The 19,363-nt window shown below is 74.1% G+C and carries 18 protein-coding genes and 1 riboswitch; of the genes, 7 read left to right on the top strand and 11 right to left on the bottom strand.

Annotated elements, in window-relative coordinates:
* Positions 1-20 precede the first annotated feature (20 nt).
* Positions 21-85, top strand: a riboswitch (guanidine-III (ykkC-III) riboswitch).
* 11 nt (positions 86-96) lie between these two features.
* Positions 97-411, top strand: coding sequence for a DMT family transporter (locus IN07_RS04095; protein ID WP_036333894.1), 315 nt, complete (start codon positions 97-99; stop codon positions 409-411).
* A 13-nt stretch (positions 412-424) separates the two neighbouring features.
* On the opposite strand, the gene IN07_RS04090 is transcribed toward IN07_RS04095, so the two are convergent.
* Together IN07_RS04090 and IN07_RS04085 are read right to left on the bottom strand one after the other, a co-directional pair.
* A complete protein-coding gene (locus IN07_RS04090) occupies positions 425-2,305 on the bottom strand; it encodes an MDR family MFS transporter (protein ID WP_036333864.1) in 1,881 nt (626 codons plus the stop codon).
* The gene (locus tag IN07_RS04085) at positions 2,302-2,820 is read right to left on the bottom strand and encodes a MarR family winged helix-turn-helix transcriptional regulator (protein ID WP_036333863.1); all 519 of its coding nucleotides are present in this window, start codon (positions 2,818-2,820) and stop codon (positions 2,302-2,304) included. The genes IN07_RS04090 and IN07_RS04085 overlap by 4 nt, the downstream gene beginning before the upstream one ends.
* Before the next feature lie 191 nt (positions 2,821-3,011).
* Here IN07_RS04085 and hrpA point away from each other — a divergent pair, with 191 nt between their 5' ends.
* Positions 3,012-6,968: an ATP-dependent RNA helicase HrpA gene (gene hrpA / locus IN07_RS04080; RefSeq protein WP_036333862.1), complete on the top strand. Its 3,957-nt coding sequence runs from the start codon at positions 3,012-3,014 to the stop codon at positions 6,966-6,968.
* A gap of 137 nt (positions 6,969-7,105) precedes the next feature.
* On the opposite strand, the gene IN07_RS04075 is transcribed toward hrpA, so the two are convergent.
* Positions 7,106-7,468, bottom strand: a complete 363-nt coding sequence (locus IN07_RS04075; RefSeq protein WP_036333861.1) for a hypothetical protein — start codon at positions 7,466-7,468, stop codon at positions 7,106-7,108.
* A 190-nt stretch (positions 7,469-7,658) separates the two neighbouring features.
* Between IN07_RS04075 and IN07_RS04070 the strand changes: the two genes are divergently transcribed.
* Both IN07_RS04070 and IN07_RS04065 read left to right on the top strand, forming a co-directional pair.
* Entirely contained in the window at positions 7,659-8,063 is a 405-nt protein-coding gene (locus IN07_RS04070; RefSeq protein ID WP_052090743.1) for an ATP-binding protein, read from the top strand.
* Positions 8,064-8,138: 75 nt separating this feature from the next.
* Entirely contained in the window at positions 8,139-8,321 is a 183-nt protein-coding gene (locus IN07_RS04065; RefSeq protein WP_036333859.1) for a hypothetical protein, read from the top strand.
* On the opposite strand, the gene IN07_RS04060 is transcribed toward IN07_RS04065, so the two are convergent.
* Positions 8,318-9,538 carry a CynX/NimT family MFS transporter gene (locus IN07_RS04060; protein WP_052090741.1) on the bottom strand — a complete coding sequence of 407 codons (1,221 nt, stop codon included), beginning with the start codon at positions 9,536-9,538 and terminating at the stop codon, positions 8,318-8,320. The two genes, IN07_RS04065 and IN07_RS04060, sit on opposite strands and share 4 nt — an antisense overlap.
* 43 nt (positions 9,539-9,581) lie before the next feature.
* Positions 9,582-10,898, bottom strand: coding sequence for a sulfate adenylyltransferase subunit 1 (locus IN07_RS04055; protein WP_052090739.1), 1,317 nt, complete (start codon positions 10,896-10,898; stop codon positions 9,582-9,584).
* Between the two features lie 92 nt (positions 10,899-10,990).
* On the opposite strand from IN07_RS04055, the gene IN07_RS04050 reads away from it, so the two are divergent.
* Positions 10,991-11,314 (top strand): hypothetical protein, encoded by a 324-nt coding sequence (locus tag IN07_RS04050; protein ID WP_231557984.1) that lies wholly within the window; start codon positions 10,991-10,993, stop codon positions 11,312-11,314.
* Here IN07_RS04050 and cysD read toward each other — a convergent pair.
* From cysD to IN07_RS04025, 5 genes are all read right to left on the bottom strand, one after another.
* The gene (cysD, locus tag IN07_RS04045; RefSeq protein ID WP_036333858.1) at positions 11,305-12,213 is read right to left on the bottom strand and encodes a sulfate adenylyltransferase subunit CysD; all 909 of its coding nucleotides are present in this window, start codon (positions 12,211-12,213) and stop codon (positions 11,305-11,307) included. The two genes, IN07_RS04050 and cysD, sit on opposite strands and share 10 nt — an antisense overlap.
* Positions 12,214-12,346: 133 nt before the next feature.
* Entirely contained in the window at positions 12,347-13,066 is a 720-nt protein-coding gene (locus IN07_RS04040; protein ID WP_036333857.1) for a PaaI family thioesterase, read from the bottom strand.
* Between the two features lie 7 nt (positions 13,067-13,073).
* Positions 13,074-14,642 carry a sensor histidine kinase gene (locus tag IN07_RS04035; RefSeq protein ID WP_052090755.1) on the bottom strand — a complete coding sequence of 523 codons (1,569 nt, stop codon included), beginning with the start codon at positions 14,640-14,642 and terminating at the stop codon, positions 13,074-13,076.
* A 32-nt stretch (positions 14,643-14,674) separates the two neighbouring features.
* On the bottom strand, positions 14,675-15,415 hold the full coding sequence (locus tag IN07_RS04030; protein ID WP_052090737.1) for a response regulator transcription factor: 741 nt from the start codon (positions 15,413-15,415) through the stop codon (positions 14,675-14,677).
* A 115-nt stretch (positions 15,416-15,530) separates the two neighbouring features.
* Positions 15,531-16,370, bottom strand: coding sequence for a siderophore-interacting protein (locus IN07_RS04025; RefSeq protein WP_231557983.1), 840 nt, complete (start codon positions 16,368-16,370; stop codon positions 15,531-15,533).
* Positions 16,371-16,687: 317 nt separating this feature from the next.
* On the opposite strand from IN07_RS04025, the gene IN07_RS04020 reads away from it, so the two are divergent.
* A complete protein-coding gene (locus IN07_RS04020; protein WP_052090735.1) occupies positions 16,688-16,897 on the top strand; it encodes a hypervirulence associated TUDOR domain-containing protein in 210 nt (69 codons plus the stop codon).
* Positions 16,898-16,931: 34 nt separating this feature from the next.
* Positions 16,932-17,357: a DUF2795 domain-containing protein gene (locus IN07_RS04015; protein WP_036333856.1), complete on the top strand. Its 426-nt coding sequence runs from the start codon at positions 16,932-16,934 to the stop codon at positions 17,355-17,357.
* Between the two features lie 61 nt (positions 17,358-17,418).
* On the opposite strand, the gene IN07_RS23780 is transcribed toward IN07_RS04015, so the two are convergent.
* Complete coding sequence (locus tag IN07_RS23780) at positions 17,419-18,639, bottom strand: hypothetical protein (RefSeq protein ID WP_156119026.1); 1,221 nt, start codon at positions 18,637-18,639, stop codon at positions 17,419-17,421.
* Positions 18,640-19,363: the final 724 nt, after the last annotated feature.

Raw genomic sequence — 19,363 nt, 5'->3', positions numbered from 1 at the left:
CCCGGCCGTGTCAGGCTGGGGACGAGCCCGGCACCGGGCTCCCGGACGAGCACGCCGTACCCGGACAGCGACAAGACGGTGTACCAGGAGGCCCCGGTGTACTGGCTCGTCCTCGTCGTCTCCGGCGTGCTCGAGGCCGTCTGGGCCACCGCCCTCGGCCGGTCGGAGGGGTTCACCCGGCTGACGCCGACCGTCGTCTTCGCCGTCGGCCTCGCCGCGAGCATGGCCGGGCTGGCCTACGCGATGCGCGGCCTGCCCATCGGCACCGCGTACGCCGTCTGGGTCGGCATCGGTGCGGCGCTGACCGCCGGCTGGGCGATGTGGTCGGGGGAGGAGCCGGTCTCCGTCGTCCGCGTGCTGCTGCTGGCCGGGATCGTCGGCTGCGTCGTCGGGCTCAAACTCACCCACTGACCGCGAGGAGCGGTCAGCGCTGGTCGCGCGCCCCGTCGGGCAGGTGGTCGGCCGGGACGCTGTCCAGCCCGGTCGGCTGGTCCGGCGCCGCCTCGTGCCGGCCCCCGCCGGACGTCGGTGCACCGACCCGGTCGTCGTCCAGGCGCCGGTCGGTGCGGTCAGCGTCGTCGACCGGCGGCTCGACCGACGTCGGCGCCGCGACACCGGCCGCGTGCGCCGCTGCCGTGTTCGGGTCGTCGGTGACCTCGCGGGCGCCGGCCTGCTGGGCCTGGATGCCGGACTGGGTCCGCAGCTCCAGCTGGGGCAGGAAGAGCAGCACGAAGAAGCCCAGCGCGACCACGCCGGCGGCGATCAGGAACACCATGTCGATCGAGTCGGCGAAACCGGCCTTGAACGGCAGGGCGACGGCGCTGGGCAGCTCCTGGATGAAGGAGGTGTCCGACAGGTCGGTCGCGTTCCCGGCTGCCGCCTGCAGCTGCGGGGCCAGTGCCGGGTCGGCGGCAGCGGCGGCGGAGACCTCGTTGCCGATGTCGGTGGGCAGCCGGGTGAACAGCACGGAGAGGAAGACCGCCGTCCCCAGGGTGCCGCCCATCTGTCGGAAGAACGTCACCGACGAGGTGGCGACGCCGATCTCCCGCGGGCTGACCGCGTTCTGCACCGCCAGGATGACCGGCTGGAAGTTGAAGCCCAGGCCCAGCCCCATCAGCGTCATGAAGGGGAACATCGCCCACACCGAGGTGTCCGCGTCGACGATGACGGACAGCGACACCAGTGCGGTGACGATGAAGACCACGCCGACCAGGGGGAACGGCTTGTACACGCTGGTCCGGGCGATGACCTGACCGGCGATGATCGAGCCGGCCATGATCCCCAGGACCAGCGGGATCATCTGCAGCCCGGCCTGGGTGGGGCTGGAGCCGAGCACGATCTGCAGGTACTGGGGCAGCAGCAGGATGCCGCCGAACATGCCGGCGCCCAGCACGATGCTGCTGAGGCTGGTCACCGCGAACGTCCGGTTGGCGAACATCCGCAAGGGCAGCAGCGCGTCGTCCTCGTAGACCCGTTCGGCGAGCACGAAGAGCACGAAGCCGACGGCGGAGAGGGCATAGCAGACCAGCGCGCCGGTGCTGTCCCAGCCCCAGGTGCGGCCCTGCTCGGCGACGATCAGCAGCGGCACCAGGAAGGTGATCAGGGCCAGGGCGCCGGGGAAGTCGATGCGGTGCTCGCGCTTGGTGTGCGGCAGGTGCAGCACCTTGAAGACGACGGCGAACGCGAGGATGCCCAGCGGCACGTTGACGTAGAAGATCCACCGCCAGCCGGTGATGCCCAGGATCGCGGACTGGCCGGCGAAGAAGCCGCCGATGACCGGGCCGAGCACGCTGGAGGTGCCGAAGACGGCCATGAAGTACCCCTGGTACTTCGAGCGCTCCCGCGGCGGCACGATGTCGGCGATGATCGCCAGCGCCAGGGACATCAGCCCACCGGCGCCGATGCCCTGGATCGCCCGGTAGACGGCCAGCTGGTACATCGTGTCGGCCAGACCGCAGAGCATCGAGCCGATGACGAAGACGGCGATCGCGAACAGGTAGAACGGCCGGCGGCCGTACATGTCGCTCAACTTGCCGTAGAGCGGCGTGGTGATCGTCGAGGTGATCAGGAACGCCGTGGTCGCCCACGCCTGCAGGTCGTAGCCGTTCAGGTCGTCGGCGATCGTGCGGATCGCCGTGGACACCACGGTCTGGTCCAGCGCGGCGAGGAACATGCCGAGCAGGAGGCCGCCCAGGATCGTCATGATCTGGCGGTGGGTGAACACCCCGGAGGCGTCGGGCGCCGCCGCGGCGGCGCGGGCGGTCCGGCGGTCGGCCCCGGTCGCGCGGTCGCTGGTCTGGGTCATCGGTCCTTCTTCTCCTCGCGGTCGTCCCCGGCGCTGCCAGCAGGGGCGCCGGGGGTCGGGAGGTGGTCGGTGAGGTCCTGGACGAACCGCTGCAGCGCGGTGGTGAAGGAGTCGAGCTCGGCCGGGGTCCAGCCGGCGGTGGCCTGCGCCAGGTGGGCGTTGCGCTCCTCACGCAGCCGCTCCAGAGCGGCCTCGCCGGCGGGGGTCACGATGAGCCGGCTGGCCCGGCCGTCCCGCTCGTCGGCGACCCGGCGCACCAGCCCCTGGTCGACGAGCAGGGTGACGTGCCGGCTGACCGTCGAGGGGTCGGCGTGCACCATCTCGGCGAGCGCGCCCTGCCGGAGCGGGCCCGAGCGGGTCAGTGGGAACAGCAGCACGTGCGCCGCCCGCTCCCGGGCGTCGGGGCCGGAGTCGTCGGTGGCCAGGGCTTTGAGCGCGTGCATCACCCGCATCAGGCGGCCGAGCTCGTCGCCGAGGGCCACCCTCTGTTCCGGGTGGCGGGCGAGGTCGGTCATCACTGCTCCGGGGGATCGCGGTGCGTCTGCCCAGCGCGACGGTGCGCCGGAGGAACCGTTGCACCGTACAATCCGTTGCGCGATACACGCAACCAGTTGCACGCTGCACGGAGTGTGACGCCTGCGACCATGGCCGGGGAGGTGAGACCCTGGGTGGTCGTCCCCCCTCTCCAAGGAACTGCGAGCACCCCGTGACCACCCCGCACGACGACCTCCGGTCCCGGCTGTCCGCACTCACCCTCGCCGACGAGCACCGGCTCCGCCGACGGCTCGACGGCATCCGGCGCACCAAGGACCCGGCCGCCCGCGCCCGCCAGCACGAGCAGATCGCCGCGGACGTCGCCGCCGCCGAGGAGCGCATCGCCCGCCGTCGCGCCGCCGTCCCGGTGGTCAGCTACCCGGAGGAGCTGCCGGTCAGCCAGCGCCGCGAGGACATCGCCGCCGCGCTGCGCGACGCCCAGGTGGTCGTGGTGGCCGGCGAGACCGGCTCGGGCAAGACCACCCAGCTGCCGAAGATCCTGCTCGAGCTGGGCCGCGGGGTGCGCGGCCGGATCGGGCACACCCAGCCGCGGCGGCTGGCCGCCCGCACGGTGGCCGAGCGGATCGCCGAGGAGATCGGCTCCCCGCTGGGCGAGACCGTCGGCTGGAAGGTCCGGTTCACCGACGAGGTCGGGGACAAGACGCTGGTCAAGCTGATGACCGACGGCGTCCTGCTGGCCGAGGTGCAGCGCGACCGGATGCTGCGCCAGTACGACACGATCATCATCGACGAGGCCCACGAGCGGAGCCTCAACATCGACTTCCTGCTGGGCTACCTGGCCAGGCTGCTGCCCCGCCGTCCGGACCTGAAGCTGGTCATCACCTCGGCGACCATCGACGTCGACCGGATCGCCAAGCACTTCTCGACCGACGGCGCGCAGGTCCCCGTCGTCGAGGTCAGCGGGCGGACGTACCCGGTCGAGGTGCGCTACCGGCCGGTGATCGACCCCGACGACCCCGAGGCCGACCCGGACCGGGACCAGGTCTCGGCGATCGTCGACGCCTGCGCCGAGCTGGTCGCCGAGGGGCCGGGCGACGTGCTGGTCTTCCTGGCCGGTGAGCGCGAGATCCGGGACACCGCCGAGGCGCTGGGTGGGACGACGGAGCGCAACGGCACGCCCATCGACGTCCTGCCGCTCTACTCGCGGCTGTCGGCCGCAGACCAGCACAAGGTCTTCCAGGCGCACACCGGCCGCCGGATCGTGCTGGCCACCAACGTCGCCGAGACGTCACTGACGGTGCCGGGCATCAAGTACGTCGTCGACCCGGGCACCGCGCGGATCTCCCGGTACAGCCATCGGACGAAGGTGCAGCGGCTGCCGATCGAGTCGGTCAGCCAGGCCTCGGCCCGGCAGCGCTCCGGCCGGTGCGGGCGCACCAGCGAGGGCATCGCGATCCGGCTGTACACCGAGGACGACTTCGACGCACGGCCGGAGTACACCGACCCGGAGATCCTGCGCACCAACCTGGCCTCGGTGCTGCTGCAGATGGCCTCGCTCGACCTGGGCGACATCGCCGACTTCCCGTTCATCGACCCCCCGGACCGCCGGGCGGTCGCCGACGGTCTCGCCCTGCTGCAGGAGCTCGGCGCCCTCGACGGCGACGGGAAGCTCACCGAGACCGGGCGGGCGCTGGCCGCCCTGCCGCTGGACCCCCGGATCGCCCGGATGGTCGTGGAGGCCGACCGGCGCGGGGTGCTGGAGGAGGTGCTGGTCATCGCCGCCGGCCTCACCGTGCAGGACGTGCGGGAGCGCCCGGCCGAACACCAACAGGCCGCCGACGAGCTGCACAAGCGGTTCGCCGACGAGAACTCCGACTTCCTCGCCCTGCTGAACCTGTGGAGCTACCTGGCGGAGCGGGCCGAGGTGCTGTCCGGCAACCAGTTCCGGCGGACCGTGAAGAAGGAGTTCCTGCACTACCTGCGGATCCGGGAGTGGCAGGACCTGCACGGTCAGCTGCGCAGCACCGCCCGCCGGCTGGGCATGACCACCGGCTCGCTGGCCCCGGCGCCCGACGAGCGTGGTGTCACCGCGTCGCTGCTGGCCGGGCTGCTCTCCCAGGTCGGGATGCAGGCCGAGCCGGTCAAGGACCGCAGCGGCAAGCCCGGCCGGCCGGGCCGGGAGTACCTAGGCACCCGCAACACCCGGTTCGTGATCGCCCCGGGCACGCCGCTGGCCAAGAAGCCGCCGCGCTGGGTGGTCGCCGCCGAGCTGGTCGAGACCAGCCGGCTCTTCGCCCGCACCGTGGCCCGGGTGGAGCCGGAGGTGGTCGAGCGGCTGGCCGACCACCTGGTGAACCGGCAGCACAGCGAGCCGCGGTGGGACGCGAAGCGCGGCTCGGTCGTCGCCACCGAGCGGGTCACCCTCTACGGCCTGCCGCTGGTGGTGGGCCGGCGGGTGCAGTACGGCTCGATCGACCCGGTCGTCTCCCGCGAGCTGTTCATCCGGCACGCCCTGGTGCAGGGCGAGTGGACGACGCACCACAGGTTCTGGGCGGCGAACCAGGCCGCGATCGAGCGGGTCGCCGAGCTGGAGGAGCGGGCTCGCCGCCGGGACATCCGGGTGGACGACGAGACGGTGTTCGAGCTCTACGACGCCCGGGTGCCCGCCGACGTCGTCTCGACCCGGCACTTCGACCGCTGGTGGAAGGAGGCCCGGCGGACCCAGCCGGACCTGCTGACCTTCACCCCGGAGATGCTCACCAACGCCGCGGCCGCCGGGCAGGTGCAGGCCGAGGACTACCCGGACGAGGTGCGGCTGACCCAGGGGCTGACCCTGCCGCTGTCCTACGCGTTCGCCCCGGGAGCGGCCGAGGACGGCGTCACCGTCGACGTCCCGCTGGGCGTCCTGGACACCCTGGCCGCGACCTCCGGGGAGTCGTTGGCGTTCACCGTGCCCGGGCAGCGGGCGGAGCTGGTCACCGAGCTGCTGCGCTCCCTGCCCAAGCAGCTGCGCCGCGGCCTCGTGCCCATCCCCGACCGGGTGCGTGAGGTGCTGCCGCACATCGACCCCACCGAGCCGCTGCTGCCGGCGCTGGAGCGCGAACTGCGCCGGGCCACCTCGGTCGTCATCCCGCCCGACGCCTGGCAGCCGGCCGAGGTGCCCGCCCACCTGCGGGCGACCTTCCGGGTGCTCGACGACCAGCAGCGTCCGCTGGCCCAGGGCAAGGACCTGACCGCGCTGCGCGCCGAGGTGGCACCGCACGCCCGGGCCAGCCTGGCGCGGGCGGCCTCCACCTACGAGCGCACCGGCCAGACCAGCTGGACCTTCGGGGACCTGCCGGCGACCGTGGAGGTGCAGCGCGGCGGCCACGTGGTCACCGCGTACCCGGCGCTGGTCGACGAGGGCGCGACGGTCGGCGTCCGGGTGGTGGCCACCCAGGCCGAGGCGATCCGGCTGGGCTGGCGCGGCGCGCGGCGGCTGCTGGTGCTGGTCGCCGGGGCACCGGTCAAGCAGGTGGTCAAGGGGCTGGGCCCGCGCAGCCGGCTGGCGCTGCAGTTCAACCCGGACGGCGAGATCCCCGACCTGGTGGCCGACTGCGTGGACGCGGCGGCCGACGAGCTCATCGCCGCGGGCGGCGGCCCGCCGCGCACCGAGGCGGCGTTCACCGCGCTGGTCGCCTCGGCGCGGGAGCAGCTGCTGCCGCTGACCTCCGATGCCGTCCGCCGGGTGGAGGCGGTGCTGACCCAGGCGCGCGAGGTCGCCATCGCCATCGGTGCCGCACCCGGACGCCGGGTGCCGGAGGCGGCGATCGCCGACCTGCGCGCCCAGATGGGCGGGCTGCTGCACCGCGGGTTCGTCGCCACCGCCGGCCGGCGCCGGCTGCCGGACCTCGTGCGGTACCTGACGGCCATGGCCCACCGGCTGGAGAAGCTGCCGGCGAACGCCGCCCGCGACGAACTGTGGACGGCGCAGGTCGCCGCGGTGACGGCCGAGTACGCGCAGCTGCGTGCGGCCGCGCCGCCGACCGGGGCGCCCGACGACCCGGTCACCCGGGTGCGCTGGATGATCGAGGAGCTCCGGGTGGGGCTGTTCGCGCAGACCGTCGGCACCCCCCGGCCGATCTCCGAACAGCGGGTCTACAAGGCGATCGACGCCATCAGCGCCTGACGAAGGTGGAAGGACCCCGTCCTCCTCACTCCTCGCGAGCTCGGAGCGAGCCTCTGGACGGGGCCGTTCCCCCCACGCCTCGCAAGCTCGGCGCGGGCCCCTGCAGCGGGGCCGAACGGCCCGTGGGGCCGTGGGGGTCAGGCGGGGTCGTTGGCCTCGCGGAGCAGGGCGGAGATCCGTTGGCGGGTCACGCCGAACATCGCGGCGATCCGGTTGATGCTCACGTCCTCGGCCTGCAGGGCGGCCGCCTGCTCCCGCCGCCAGGCGTGCCCGGCGGTGGAGAGGGCGCCGAGCACGGTGCTGATCCGCTCCACGATCAGCGGACGCGCCTCCGAGCCGACGACGTCCTGCCAGGGCAGGCCGGACGCCCGGGCCGCGAGGAGCGCCTCGGCCCGCGCCTTCGCCTGCTCCAGCTGGGCGGTGCAGGCGTCCAGCTCGGTGAGCAGGGTGCGCAAGGCGCGGGTGGCGTCGTCCTCGAACGGTCCGCCGGTCTCGGTCACGCCATCACCTCCTCGGGCATCGGTACGGACCGTTCGGCCCATCAGTTCAGTTGCACACTACTGGACTGAACGGTTATTGCATGCAACGACCATGACATGCAATGGGCATTGCGTTTCGGCGTGCTCGATGGGATGGTGGTGCACCTGCCGGTTGCGTACAACCGGAGCTCTGCCTGCCGAGATGAGACCCGTGTCCTCCTTCACCGCGAGCATCGACCTGCCGCCCCGGGCGAGCAGCGTCCCGCTGGCCCGGCGTCTCGTCCGCGACGTGTTGCGCACCTGGCGCGCACCGCAGGACCCGGAGGACGCGGAGCTGCTGGTCACCGAGCTGGTGGCCAACGTCGTGGACCACGCCGGCGGTGACGTGCTGACGCTGGAGCTCAGCCTGGCCGGTGCCTGGCTGCGGGTCGGTGTGCTGGACGGCTCCGCGGTGGTGCCGGTGATCAGGGAGATGTCGCACACCGAGGAGCGGGGCCGGGGGATGCAACTGGTCGCTGCCGTCGCGGACCGCTGGGGGTGCGAGGAGCACCGCGGCGGCAAGCGCGTGTGGTTCGAGCTGTCGCCCGCCGGCGTTGGGGAGCCCGCCGAGCCCTGACCGCCGCTGGTTTGCCGCCCCGGCGGGACGGGGACGGTCCGGGGGACCGCGACCGTCAGACGAAGGAGTCGTCGCATGAGTGAGCCGACCAGCCACACCGAGCCCGCCGGACAGGGCCTGTCCGACGAGGAGATGGTGGAGACCGTCGCCGGGCAGACCGACAGCGCCTCCGAGAACGCCGACGAGGCCGGCAGGGACTGGAACGGCGAGGCCGCGGACGCCCCGCAGCCGGACGCCGCGACCGACCCGACGGCCTAGTCCGGCCGCGACGCCGTCCTCGCCCCTCCCGGGTCCAGGACGGCGTCGCGCGCGGCACCCCAGCCGGCCCAGACCATCGGGGCCAGCAGCGCGATCAGCAGCACCAGGGGCCAGGTCCACCCGGTCGTGGCGTCGTGCAGCGCCCCCAGCACCACCGGCCCGGTCGAGGCGACCAGGTACCCCAGGCACTGGGCCACGCCACCCAGCCGGGCGGCCACCAGCGGGCTCGGGCTGCGCAGCACGATGAGCGTCAGCGCCAGGGCGAACCCGCCGCCCTGGGCCACGCCGAACACGGCCACCCAGACCAACGTGCCGCTGGCCGGGGCGAGCAGCAGCCCGCCGAGCCCGACGGCGTACGCGGTCAGCACGCCGGCCACCAGTGGCCGCTGGTCCGGCATCCGCCCGGCCGCTGCCGGCACCAGCAGTGCCCCGAGGGCGCCGGTGACGTTGGAGGCCGCCAGCAGCAGCCCACCTTCCCGGACCGGCACCCCGGCGTCGGCCAGCAGGGTGGGCAGCCAGGCGGCGAAGGAGTAGAACTGCACGCTCTGCAGGCCGAGGTAGGCGGTCACCTGCCGGGCCAGCGGCTGCCGCAGCAGCGACCACGAGCCGGCCTGCGGCGGCGCCGTCCGGGTGCCGCGCACCCCCGCCACCGGCAGCCAGAGCGCCAGGGCCGCGAGGGCGAGCACCAGCCAGAAGGCGAGCGCCACCCGCCACTCCAGCCCCAGTGCCGCGCCGATCGGCACGGTGAGCCCCGCGGCGGCGGCCGCGCCGATGTTCAGCGACGCTGAGTAGGCGCCCATCACCGCGCCGGGCCGGGTGAACTCCCGTTTGACGTAGGCCGGCATCAGCACGTTCGCGATGGCGATCGCCGCGCCGGCCACCAGGCTGCCGGCGTACAGGAGCGCGACCGGTGGCAGCAGCCGCAGGGCGATGCCACCGGCCAGCAGCACGAGCGAGGCGGCCACCGCCGTCTCCAGCCCGATCCGGCGGGCCAGCCGGGGGGCGAGCGGGGCGAAGGCACCGAAGCAGAGCACCGGGAGCGCGGTCAGCAGGCCGGCCAGCGCGCTGCTCAGGCCGGTGTCCGCACGCAGGGCGCCCAGCAGCGGGGCCACCGCGACGACGGCCGGTCGCTGGTTCAGCGCCACGACGACGATCGCCGCGACCAGCAGCAGCACCGCGCCCCGCGAGCGGACCCGCGGTGCGGCGACGTCGGTCACCGCCGCACGACCCCGCCCCGGGGAGGACGGGGTCCTGCGGCCATCAGCCGGCGGGGGTGAGCATCCCGGCGCCGACGGTGGCGTTGGTCGCCTCGTCGATCAGGATGAAGCGGCCGGTCACCCGGTTGCGGTGGTAGTCGTCGACGAACAGCGGCTGGGTGGTGCGCAGCCGCACCCGGCCGATGTCGTTGAGACCCAGCCCGGTCGCGTCGGTCTCCCGGTGCAGCGTGTTGACGTCCAGCCGGTACTGCAGCTCCTTGACCATCGCGCGCACCGTGCGGGTGGTGTGCTTGACGGCCAGCCGCATCCGCGGGGTCAACGGGGCATCGGCCATCCAGCAGACCAGCGCGTCGAGGTCCTGGGTGACCTGCGGGGCGTTGTGCGGGCGGCAGATCATGTCGCCGCGGGAGACGTCGAGGTCGTCGGCCAGCCGCACGGTCACCGACATGGGCGGGAAGGCCGCCTCCACCGGGCCGTTCGGCCCGTCGATCGCGGTGATCGTGGTGGTCAGCCCGCTGGGCAGCACCTGCACCTCGTCGCCGGGGCGCAGCACGCCGGCGCCGACCCGGCCGGCGTAGCCGCGGTAGTCGTGGAAGGCGTCGGACTGCGGCCGGATCACGTACTGGACCGGGAACCGGGTGTCGACGAGGTTCCGGTCGCTGGCCACGTGCACGTGCTCCAAGTGGTGCAGCAGCGAGGTGCCCTCGTACCAGGGCATGTTCGTGGACCGGGTCACCACGTTGTCGCCCTGCAGCGCGGAGATCGGGACGACCGTGAGGTCGGGGACCTCGAGCTTGGTGGCGAAGGCGGTGAACTCGTCGCGGATGCCCTCGAAGACGTCCTCCGACCAGTCGACCAGGTCCATCTTGTTCACCGCGACCACCAGGTGCGGCACCCGGAGCAGAGAGGCCAGGAAGGCGTGCCGGCGGCTCTGTTCGACCATGCCCTTGCGGGCGTCGACCAGCACGATCGCCAGGTCGGCGGTCGAGGCGCCGGTGACCATGTTGCGGGTGTACTGCACGTGCCCGGGGGTGTCGGCGAGGATGAACGTGCGCCGCGGGGTGCTGAAGTAGCGATAGGCGACGTCGATCGTGATGCCCTGCTCGCGCTCGGCGCGCAGCCCGTCGGTGAGCAGCGCCAGGTCGACGTAGTCGCCCCGGCTGGCCCGCTCGATCGCGGCGTACTGGTCCTCGAACACGGCCTTGCTGTCGTACAGCAGGCGGCCGATCAGCGTGCTCTTGCCGTCGTCGACGGAGCCGGCGGTGGCGATGCGCAAGATGTCCTTGCGGGCGTGCGCGATCTCCGCGGCTGCCTCGGCGGCGGCGGAGTGGACGTCGATGGGTGCCTCGGCGGAGGTCATCGGGCGGCCTCTTCCCTGTCTCGTCGGAGGTCTCGCTGGCGGGGGGCTCCGTGGAGGCGGACGCTGGGCACCACGTCCACGGAGAGGTGACGGTGTTCGTCTTCGCTGCCGCAGTGCCCGCGCTGATGGTCGTGCTGCTGGGTTACGTCGTCGGCTACGTCGTCACCGAGTGGGCCAGCGGGCTGATCGGCGCGGCGTTCGGGGCGCCGCTGGGCCCGGGCGTGCCCGAGGTGGTCGGCTGGCTGACCGGGCTGGTGCTCCTGGGCGTCGTCGTCCGGGTGCTGGTCGACCGCCGCCGGCGCATGCGGCGGTCGCTGCGCCGGGCCCGCGTCCAGGGGCGGCAGGCCCAGGTCGAGCGGCTGGAGGCCGCGTTGGCCGCGCGTGCTCGCCGCCATCAGGACCGCCATCAGAAGTAGCCCTCCTTCTTGCGGTCCTCCATGGCGGCGTCGCTGACCTTGTCGTCACCGCGGGTGGCGCCGCGCTCGGTCAGCCGGGTCACCGCGATCTCGGCGATGACCTCCTCGATGCTGGTGGCCGTCGAGCGGACGGCCGCAGTCAGGTTCGCATCGCCGACGGTGCGGTACCGGACGCTCTCGCGCAGCACCTGCTCGCCGTCCCGGGGCGTGATGAACTCGTTGACCGCGTAGAGCATCCCCTGACGGTCGACGACGTCCCGTTCCCGCGCCAGGTACAGCGGCGGGATCGCGATCTCCTCCTGGAGGACGTAACCCCAGATGTCCAACTCGGTCCAGTTCGACAGCGGGAACACCCGGATCGACTCGCCGAGGTGGGTACGGCCGTTGTAGAGGTCCCAGAGCTCGGGGCGCTGGTTCTTCGGGTCCCACTGGCCGAACTCGTCGCGGAAGGAGAACATCCGCTCCTTGGCCCGGGCCTTGTCCTCGTCGCGCCGTGCGCCGCCGAAGAGCGCGGTGAAGCCGTGCTGCTCCACGGCGTCCAGCAGCACCGGGGTCTGGATCCGGTTGCGCGACCCGTTGGGCTCCTGACGCACCGTGCCGGCGGCGATGGCGTCGGGCACCGAGGCGACCACCAGCTCCACGCCCAGCTCGGCGACCCGCTTGTCCCGGAACTCCAGGACCTCGGGGAAGTTCAGCCCGGTGTCGATGTGCATCACCGGGAAGGGGATGCGGGCCGGTGCGAACGCCTTGCGGGCGAGCTCGAGCATGACGATCGAGTCCTTGCCGCCGGAGAACAGCAGCACCGGCCGCTCGGACTCGGCTGCCACCTCGCGGATCACGTGGACGGACTCGGCCTCCAGCGTCTGCAGCTGGGTGAGCCGGTGGTCGGCGATGGACACGCTGTCGAGCTCCCGGGGACGACGGCAGACGTCGCCGGCCGGCGACGCGATCAGTGGGGCAACCCCATCGACGTGATGGGGATTCCCGCATCAGTGTCCGCCATGGCGCCCCCGGGCCCGGCGGCCGGTCGGCTCAGCCGGTGGCGCCGGGCTGCTCGACGACCGCGGTCGCGTCCCCCGGGCGGCCGGGCGGGGTCGGCCGGCCGGACGCGTCGGTGATGGCGGAGTAGTAGGCAGCGGCCTGCTCCGGCCGGGGCGTCACGAACACCCCGCGCGCCTCCACCAGCGGCTGGTCCGGGGCCGCGGCCAGCGCGATCGTCCCGGAGACCGTGGTCCGGCGGCCGGCGCTCTCGCGGACCGCCGCCCGCAGCACCAGCGCCGTCTCCAGGGGCACCGGACGGCGGTAGTCCAGCTCAAGCCGCACCGTCATCCCCCAGAGCCCGGCCGCGATCGCCGCGGAGCCGAGCAGCTGGTCCATCATCAGCGCGCTGATCCCGCCGTGCACGTAGCTCGGCGGGCCCTCGTAGGCCAGGCCCAGTGCCACCTCGGTGACGACGGCGTCGTCCTCGCGCCGGATGACCAGGGGTGGGGCCAGCGGGTTCCCGACGCCGCTGACCGGGTTGAAGACCCGGCGCGCCTGCCCCGGGTCGTCGAGCGCCGGCAGCTGGTCGCGGCTGCGTCGGGCGGCAGACAACCGGGCGGTGACCTGCCGGACGGCGACGGCCGCCGACCGCAGCTCGGCAGCCGGGACCGTCGTCGTCACCGCGGTGCCGACCAGCTCGCGCAGGGCGCTGCCCAGGTCGGTGACGGCTGCCAGCAGCTCGGCCTCGGTCGCGGTCCCCTCGATCGTCACCCGTGGATCAGACCAGGCGGTCCGATGGCCGGGGCAGGAGGGGGCCGGGCGCCTGGTCCGCAGGCGGGGCGGGCGGACCGGACCGCGGCAGGTGGACGGCGAAGGTGGCGCCCTCGCCGGGGGCGGTGTGCAGCTCGACCCGGCCGCCGTGCGCCTCGACCAGCGCGGCGACGATGGACAGCCCGAGGCCGGTGCCCCCTGCGGCCCGGGTCCGGGAGGCGTCGGCGCGGTAGAACCGCTCGAACACCCGGTCGGCGTCGGCCTGGGCCAGGCCGGGGCCCTCGTCGGTGACCGCGAGGACGAGCCAGCCGGGCTCGGCCCCGTCCTCGGCCACCCGGATGGTCACCCGGGTGTCTGCGGGGGTGTGGGTCAGCGCGTTGGTGACCAGGTTCCCGATCACCTGGCGGAGCCGGGCCTCGTCGCCGCGGACCACCGGGGCGTCGGTGAGCGAGGGGTCCAGCTGCAGGCTGAGCGAGCGGTCGGGGGCGACGGCGCGGGCGTCGTGCACGGCGTCGCCGGCCAGCTCGGCCAGGTCGACGGGGCCCCGTGCCAGCGGCCGCTGCTGGTCCAGCCGGGCCAGCTGCAGCAGGTCCTCGACGAGCAACCCCATCCGGGTCGCCTCGGACTCGATCCGCTGCAGGAGCCGGCCGGTCTCCTCCGGGCCGTGGACCGCCCCCTGGCGGTGCAGCTCGGCGAAGCCGCGGATCGAGGTCAGTGGGGTGCGCAGCTCGTGGCTGGCGTCGGCGACGAACCGGCGCATCCGGGCCTCGGAGGCGACGGCGTGCTCCTCCGAGGCCTGCTGGGCGCGGAAGGAGCTCTCGATCCGGCCGAGCATGCCGTTGAGCGCCTGCGACAGCCGGCCGACCTCGGTCCGGTCGTCGCCGTCGGGCACGCGCCGGGACAGGTCACCGGCGGCGATCGCCTGGGCCGTGTGCTCGACCTCGACGAGCGGTCGCAGGCTGTTGCGCACCACCAGGTGGCCGGCGATGCCGAGCACCGCGAGGACCAGCAGGCCGACGACCAGCTCGATCCGCACCAGCCGGTTCAGGGCGTCCTCATCGGCGGACAGGTCCTGTCCCACGAGCAGGACGAACTCGTCGCTGAACGGGGTGGCAGGTACCTGGGTCGCGCCGACCCGCCACCTGGTCCGACCGTCCTCCGACACGGCGGTGAGGATCCTGGTCCCGTCGATCGTCGCCGGGTCCAGGGCGCTGACATCGGGCAGGTCGTCGTCGTCCCGGGGGCCGGTCACCACCGACGCGGGGCCGTCCTCGGCGCCGAAGGGGAGGCAGGCGACGTACTGGTTGGTGGGGAACCGCATGTCGCTTCGGGAGCAGGCCTGGACGACCGCGAAAGGCTGCGCGGCCCACTGGTCGAGCGTCCGCTGCAGCTGGGCGTCTTGCTGCTCGACCAGGTAGTCGCGCAGCAATGAGGTCGCGGCGAAGCCGGTGGCGGCCAGCGCCGCCGCGACCAGGGCCACCATCAGCGCCACCAGGGTCACCCGCAGGGGGATGCGGGGCGCGGAGCCCCGGACCGGGCGCTCCGCCGGCGCACCCGCGGGCGAGGGGGTCGTCATCGGCTCCACCGGCGTCCGCGGGGCGGTGGCCGTCACGAGCCGCGGGGCAGGCGCAGGGAGTAGCCCACCCCGCGCAACGTGTGCAGCAGCCGCGGTTCGGTGGTGTCGATCTTGCGGCGCAGGTAGGAGATGTAGGACTCGACCACGTTGGCCTCGCCGTTGAAGTCGTAGTTCCACACGTGGTCGAGGATCTGCGCCTTCGACAGCACCCGGCCGGCGTTGGTCATCAGGTAGCGGAGCAGCTTGAACTCCGTCGGCGACAGGCTGACCAGCTTGCCGGCCTTGAGGACCTCGTGCGACTCCTCGTCGAGCTCGATGTCGGCGAAGGTCAGCCGCGGTGCCTCGGTGGCCTGCTGCACGCTCTGGGTGCGGCGCAGCACCGCCCGGATGCGGGCCAGCACCTCGTCGAGGCTGAACGGCTTGGTGACGTAGTCGTCCCCGCCCAGGGTCAGCCCGGTGACCTTGTCGTCGGCGGCGTCCCGGGCGGTCAGGAACAGCACGGGGGTGTGCGACCCGTTCTGGCGCAGCCGGCGGACGACGCCGAAGCCGTCCAGCCCGGGCATCATCACGTCGAGCACGAGCAGGTCGGGGCGGAACTGCTCCGCGACGGACAGGGCCTGCTGCCCGTCCGGCGCCGTCGCCACCTCGAAGCCGGCGTACCGGAGGCTCGCCGACAGCAGTTCACGGATGTTCGGCTCGTCGTCGACGACCAGGAGCCGGGCCTCGGGCCGCTGGGCGCCGGGAGCCGGTGAGCTGGAACCGGTGGTGGACACGTCCCCTCCCGATGGACCCTGCGGCAGCGTCGTCATCCCCCCAGCATGCCGCCGGCGACTGCGGCTGTCCTGGACGGCACCTGTGAGGAGCCTGGGTGTCCGGGCTGCGAGGAGGTCACCCGGCCGGGGACATCGCCCGGCCGGCGCGCCAGTACCCGATGGCGTGGTGCTGGCTCCGGCGCAGTCCCCAGCGGCCCCGCAGATCGGCGCGCACGGCGCGGACGACGGCCGACTCGGCGCCCACCCAGGCGAAGAGGTCCTCACCCGGCGGGCGGTGCAGCGCGGCCACCGCGTCGACCAGCAGGGTGCTCGCCTCCGGCGCCGTCCCGGCCCGGTGCAGCCAGCGCAGCTCGACCCCGGTCGGGGCGGTCAGCGGCTGCTCCTCCTGTCGGCCGGCCACCTCGAGCAGGGCCACGCCGCGGGTGTCCGGGGCGGCCGCCGCCAGGATCCGGCTGATCGCCGGGAGCGCGGTCTCGTCGCCGGCCAGCAACAGCCAGCCGGCGGGGGAGGCGCCCAGGGGTGCGGCGCTGGCCAGACCCAGCACGGCGCCGGGCGTGGCGGCCGCCGCCCAGGAGGCGGCCGGGCCGTCCCCGTGCAGCACGAAGTCGACGTCGACCTCACCGGCGCCCGGGTCCTGCCGGCGCGCGGTGTAGCTGCGCAGGGCGACGCCGTGGCTGCCCTGCGGCCAGACGATGCGGCCGTCGCGGGCCACCTGCGGCCAGCGCGGGGAGCGGTCGTCGGCGCGGGGGACCAGCAGGGACATCGTGGGTCCGCAGGCGGCGACCACGGCGGCGGGCGCGGTGAGGGTGACCCGGCGGACCGCGGGCGTCACGTCGCGCACGGCGGTCACGCTGAGCACGTCGACCGGGCGGACGGCGGGGTCGGCCGCCCCGGCGCCGGGCGCGGCTGCCGTGGGGGCCGGTTCCTCGGTCGGTGCCACTTCCTCGGTCGCCACGAGGACCGACCCTAACGGGGCCGGCCCGGCCGGCCCCGGGGGAATGGGGCCAGTCGGGCCGGCGATCGTGGACGAGGACCTCACCCAACGTGACCAGTTGATCGCACTGATCAGGGAAGACGTTGTGTGTGTCCCGTCGAGTGAGCACGCTACGTGACCATCCTGCCGTCGGCACCACCGACCGCACGGAGACCCCCCGAACGGGTGACCGCCGTCGGGTGGCGGCGAGTCGGTCGACGCGCGCCGGCGCCCGATGTGTGCGCCCGTGCCGCCACGGGCAGGCACACCGGACCGACGGTGCGATAAGGGGGCCTGACTTGGCGGAGGAGTTCTCGAAGGGCGACCACGTGAGCTGGAAGAGCCACGGCGGCACGGCCGAGGGCACGGTGAAGCGCGAGATCACCGAGGACACCGAGGCTGCCGGGCGGACGGTGCGCGCCAGCCCCGACGACCCGCAGTACGAGGTGGAGAGCGAGAAGAGCGGGGGCACCGCCGTGCACAAGCCCAGCGCACTGGAGAAGGACTGAGCGGCGCGGTCGCGCCCGCACGGAGGAGGAGAACGTGAGCGAGTCGGACGGCGGCTTCACCGGGAGCCGGAGCACCAAGCACAACCCGCGCCTCGACGAGGAGCTAGAGCACGAGGTGCAGGGGATGATGAAGGCGGAGCGGGCCACCCGTTCCGAGGAGTGGCGCGAGGTGGAGCCGGTCGGGGAGGACCAGCCCGACATCGACGCCGACCCGGCCGGCACGTTGGTCGGCGGGGTCCCGCAGGGCATGGACGCGAACGCGGTCGTGGCCCGGGCGGAGTTGGCCCGCTGGCTGGACCGTGCGGATTTCCCCAGCACCGGCCCGGAGCTGGTCGAGGCCGCCCGGGACCACCGCGCCCCGGACGTGGTCGCCGAGGAGCTGTCGCGGCTGCCCGAGGGCCAGGTCTTCGAGCGCATCGGGGACGTCGTCCGGGCGCTGGGCTACCCGACCGAGACCTGAGCCCCGACCTGGCCGACCATCGACCGGCGTCGTCCCCTGGGGGCGGCGCCGGTCGGTGCGTTCAGGACGAGCTGTCGGCCTCGGCCGCCTCCTCCTCGGCGATCTCCTCCGCGCCGCGGCGACGGAACAGCCGCGACCCCGGGAACCCCTTCACCACTTGGCGCATGTCCTGCACGGTCTCCACCAGGGTGTGCACGTCCGGTGCGACGTCGCTCAGCGTCAGCAGCACCGGGAGCAGGTCCTCGTCGAGGTGCACCACGAGGTCGGGGAGCCGGTCGACCAGGGTGATGATCGCGGTGACCTCGTCGGTGTGCAGCTCCTCGGCGAACCGGGTCAGCACCGGGGCCAGCGTCCTCAACGCGGGGCGGTAGTCCTCCAGCAGCGGGCAGATCGTCGCGAGCAGCGCCTCCGCACGGGCCAGCGTGCCGTCGGCGGCGCCGGCCGCGCCTGCGACTGCGGTGAGCAGCGCATCGGCGGCGTCGGTGGACCGGCCGATCCGGGCGACGGACTCGTCCGCGGCGTCGTTGGTCGCCCCGATCCGGGCGACGGACTGGTCCGCGGCGTCGTTGGTGACCCCGATGCGCGCAACGGCGGCGTCTGCGGCGTCGTTCGTGACCCCGATCCTGCCGACAGCGCCGTCTGCGGCGTCGTTGGTGACCCCGATGCGGGCGACGGCGGCGTCTGCGGCGTCGTTGGTGACCCCGATCCTGCCGACGGCGGCGTCGGCGGCGTCGTTGGTCACGCCGATGCGCGCGACGGCGGCGTCTGCGGCGTCGTTGGTGACCCCGATCCTGCCGACGGCGGCGTCGGCGGCGTCGTTGGTCACGCCGATCCGGGCGACGGCGGCGTCCGCGGCGTCGTTCGTGACGCCGATCCGGGCGACGGCGGCGTCGGCGGCGTCGTTCGTGACGCCGATGCGCGCGACGGCGGCGTCCGCGGCGTCGTTCGTCGCCCCGATCCTGCCGACAGCGGCGTCCGCGGCGTCGTTGGTGACGCCGATCCGGGCGACGGCGGCGTCCGCGGCGTCGTTCGTGACCCCGATGCGGGCGACTGCCTCGTCGGCGTGGGCGCGGGTGACGTCGATGCCGGCGACCGCCACCTCGGCCCGGTCGGCGATGCCTTCCATCCGGTCGACCAGCACCCCGACGCGCTTCAGCAGCTGTTCACCCTCGTTGAGGGCCCCCACCACCCGAGGCAGCAGGGCGAGGGCCTCGGCGACGCCGTCGCGCAGGCCCCCGGCGGCGTTCAGCACGTCCGACGGGCCGGGAAAGGGCAACTTCACGGGCCAGACGCTACGGTCCGGCGGGTCAGCCTGCCGGTCGAGAGCCCGGTCCCGCGCGACGGGATCCGTTCGCCGCCCGCGCGTCCGGCCGGCCTGGTGGCGCACCGCCCGTATCGTGGAGCGGTCGCGCTGGCGGCGGTCTCCGGCCGTCCCGGGGCGCAGGACGACCACGCAGCGAGCGACTGCGGACAACGACGATGGGATGTCGACGCCGGTGGCGGATCAGCCGACGCGGGACGGGGCCGACGACGGTCCCCGGCGCGGCGACCGACCGACCGGCGCCGTCCCCCCTGTCCCGGGGGGTGAGCCGGGTGCTCCCGGTACCGAGGGCCCGGCCGCGCCGCTGACCGTCGCCGAGCTGCTCGCCCGCTCGGGCACGGGGGTCCGCCGGCGACGCGCGGATCGACGCGAGGCCGGTGAGGCCACCGGCCGTCAGCAGTCGGTCGACGACGCCGGCACCCCGCTGTGGCAGCCGGGGGCGGCCAGGGACGACGGTCCGGTCCGGCCCGGCCGGCCGACGCTCTCGGACGAGCACGGTCCCCGGGGTACGTGGCGGGACCGTCCGCAGCCGTCCGCCGTGCCCTCGCCGCCGGTGCTCCCGACCGGCTGGCAGCCGGCGATGCCCGGACCGGCCTCGGACCCGGAACCCGCCCCGCCGGCCGAGGAGCCGGCTGTCCGGCCCGTCCGCCCGCCGGTCGCCCCACCCGGTTCCCGCGCGCCCGCG

The organism is Modestobacter caceresii, assembly GCF_000761485.1.
Taxonomy (GTDB): domain Bacteria; phylum Actinomycetota; class Actinomycetes; order Mycobacteriales; family Geodermatophilaceae; genus Modestobacter; species Modestobacter caceresii.
Note: the sequence above shows the minus strand (reverse complement) of the source record. Positions and strands in the feature narration are given on the sequence as shown.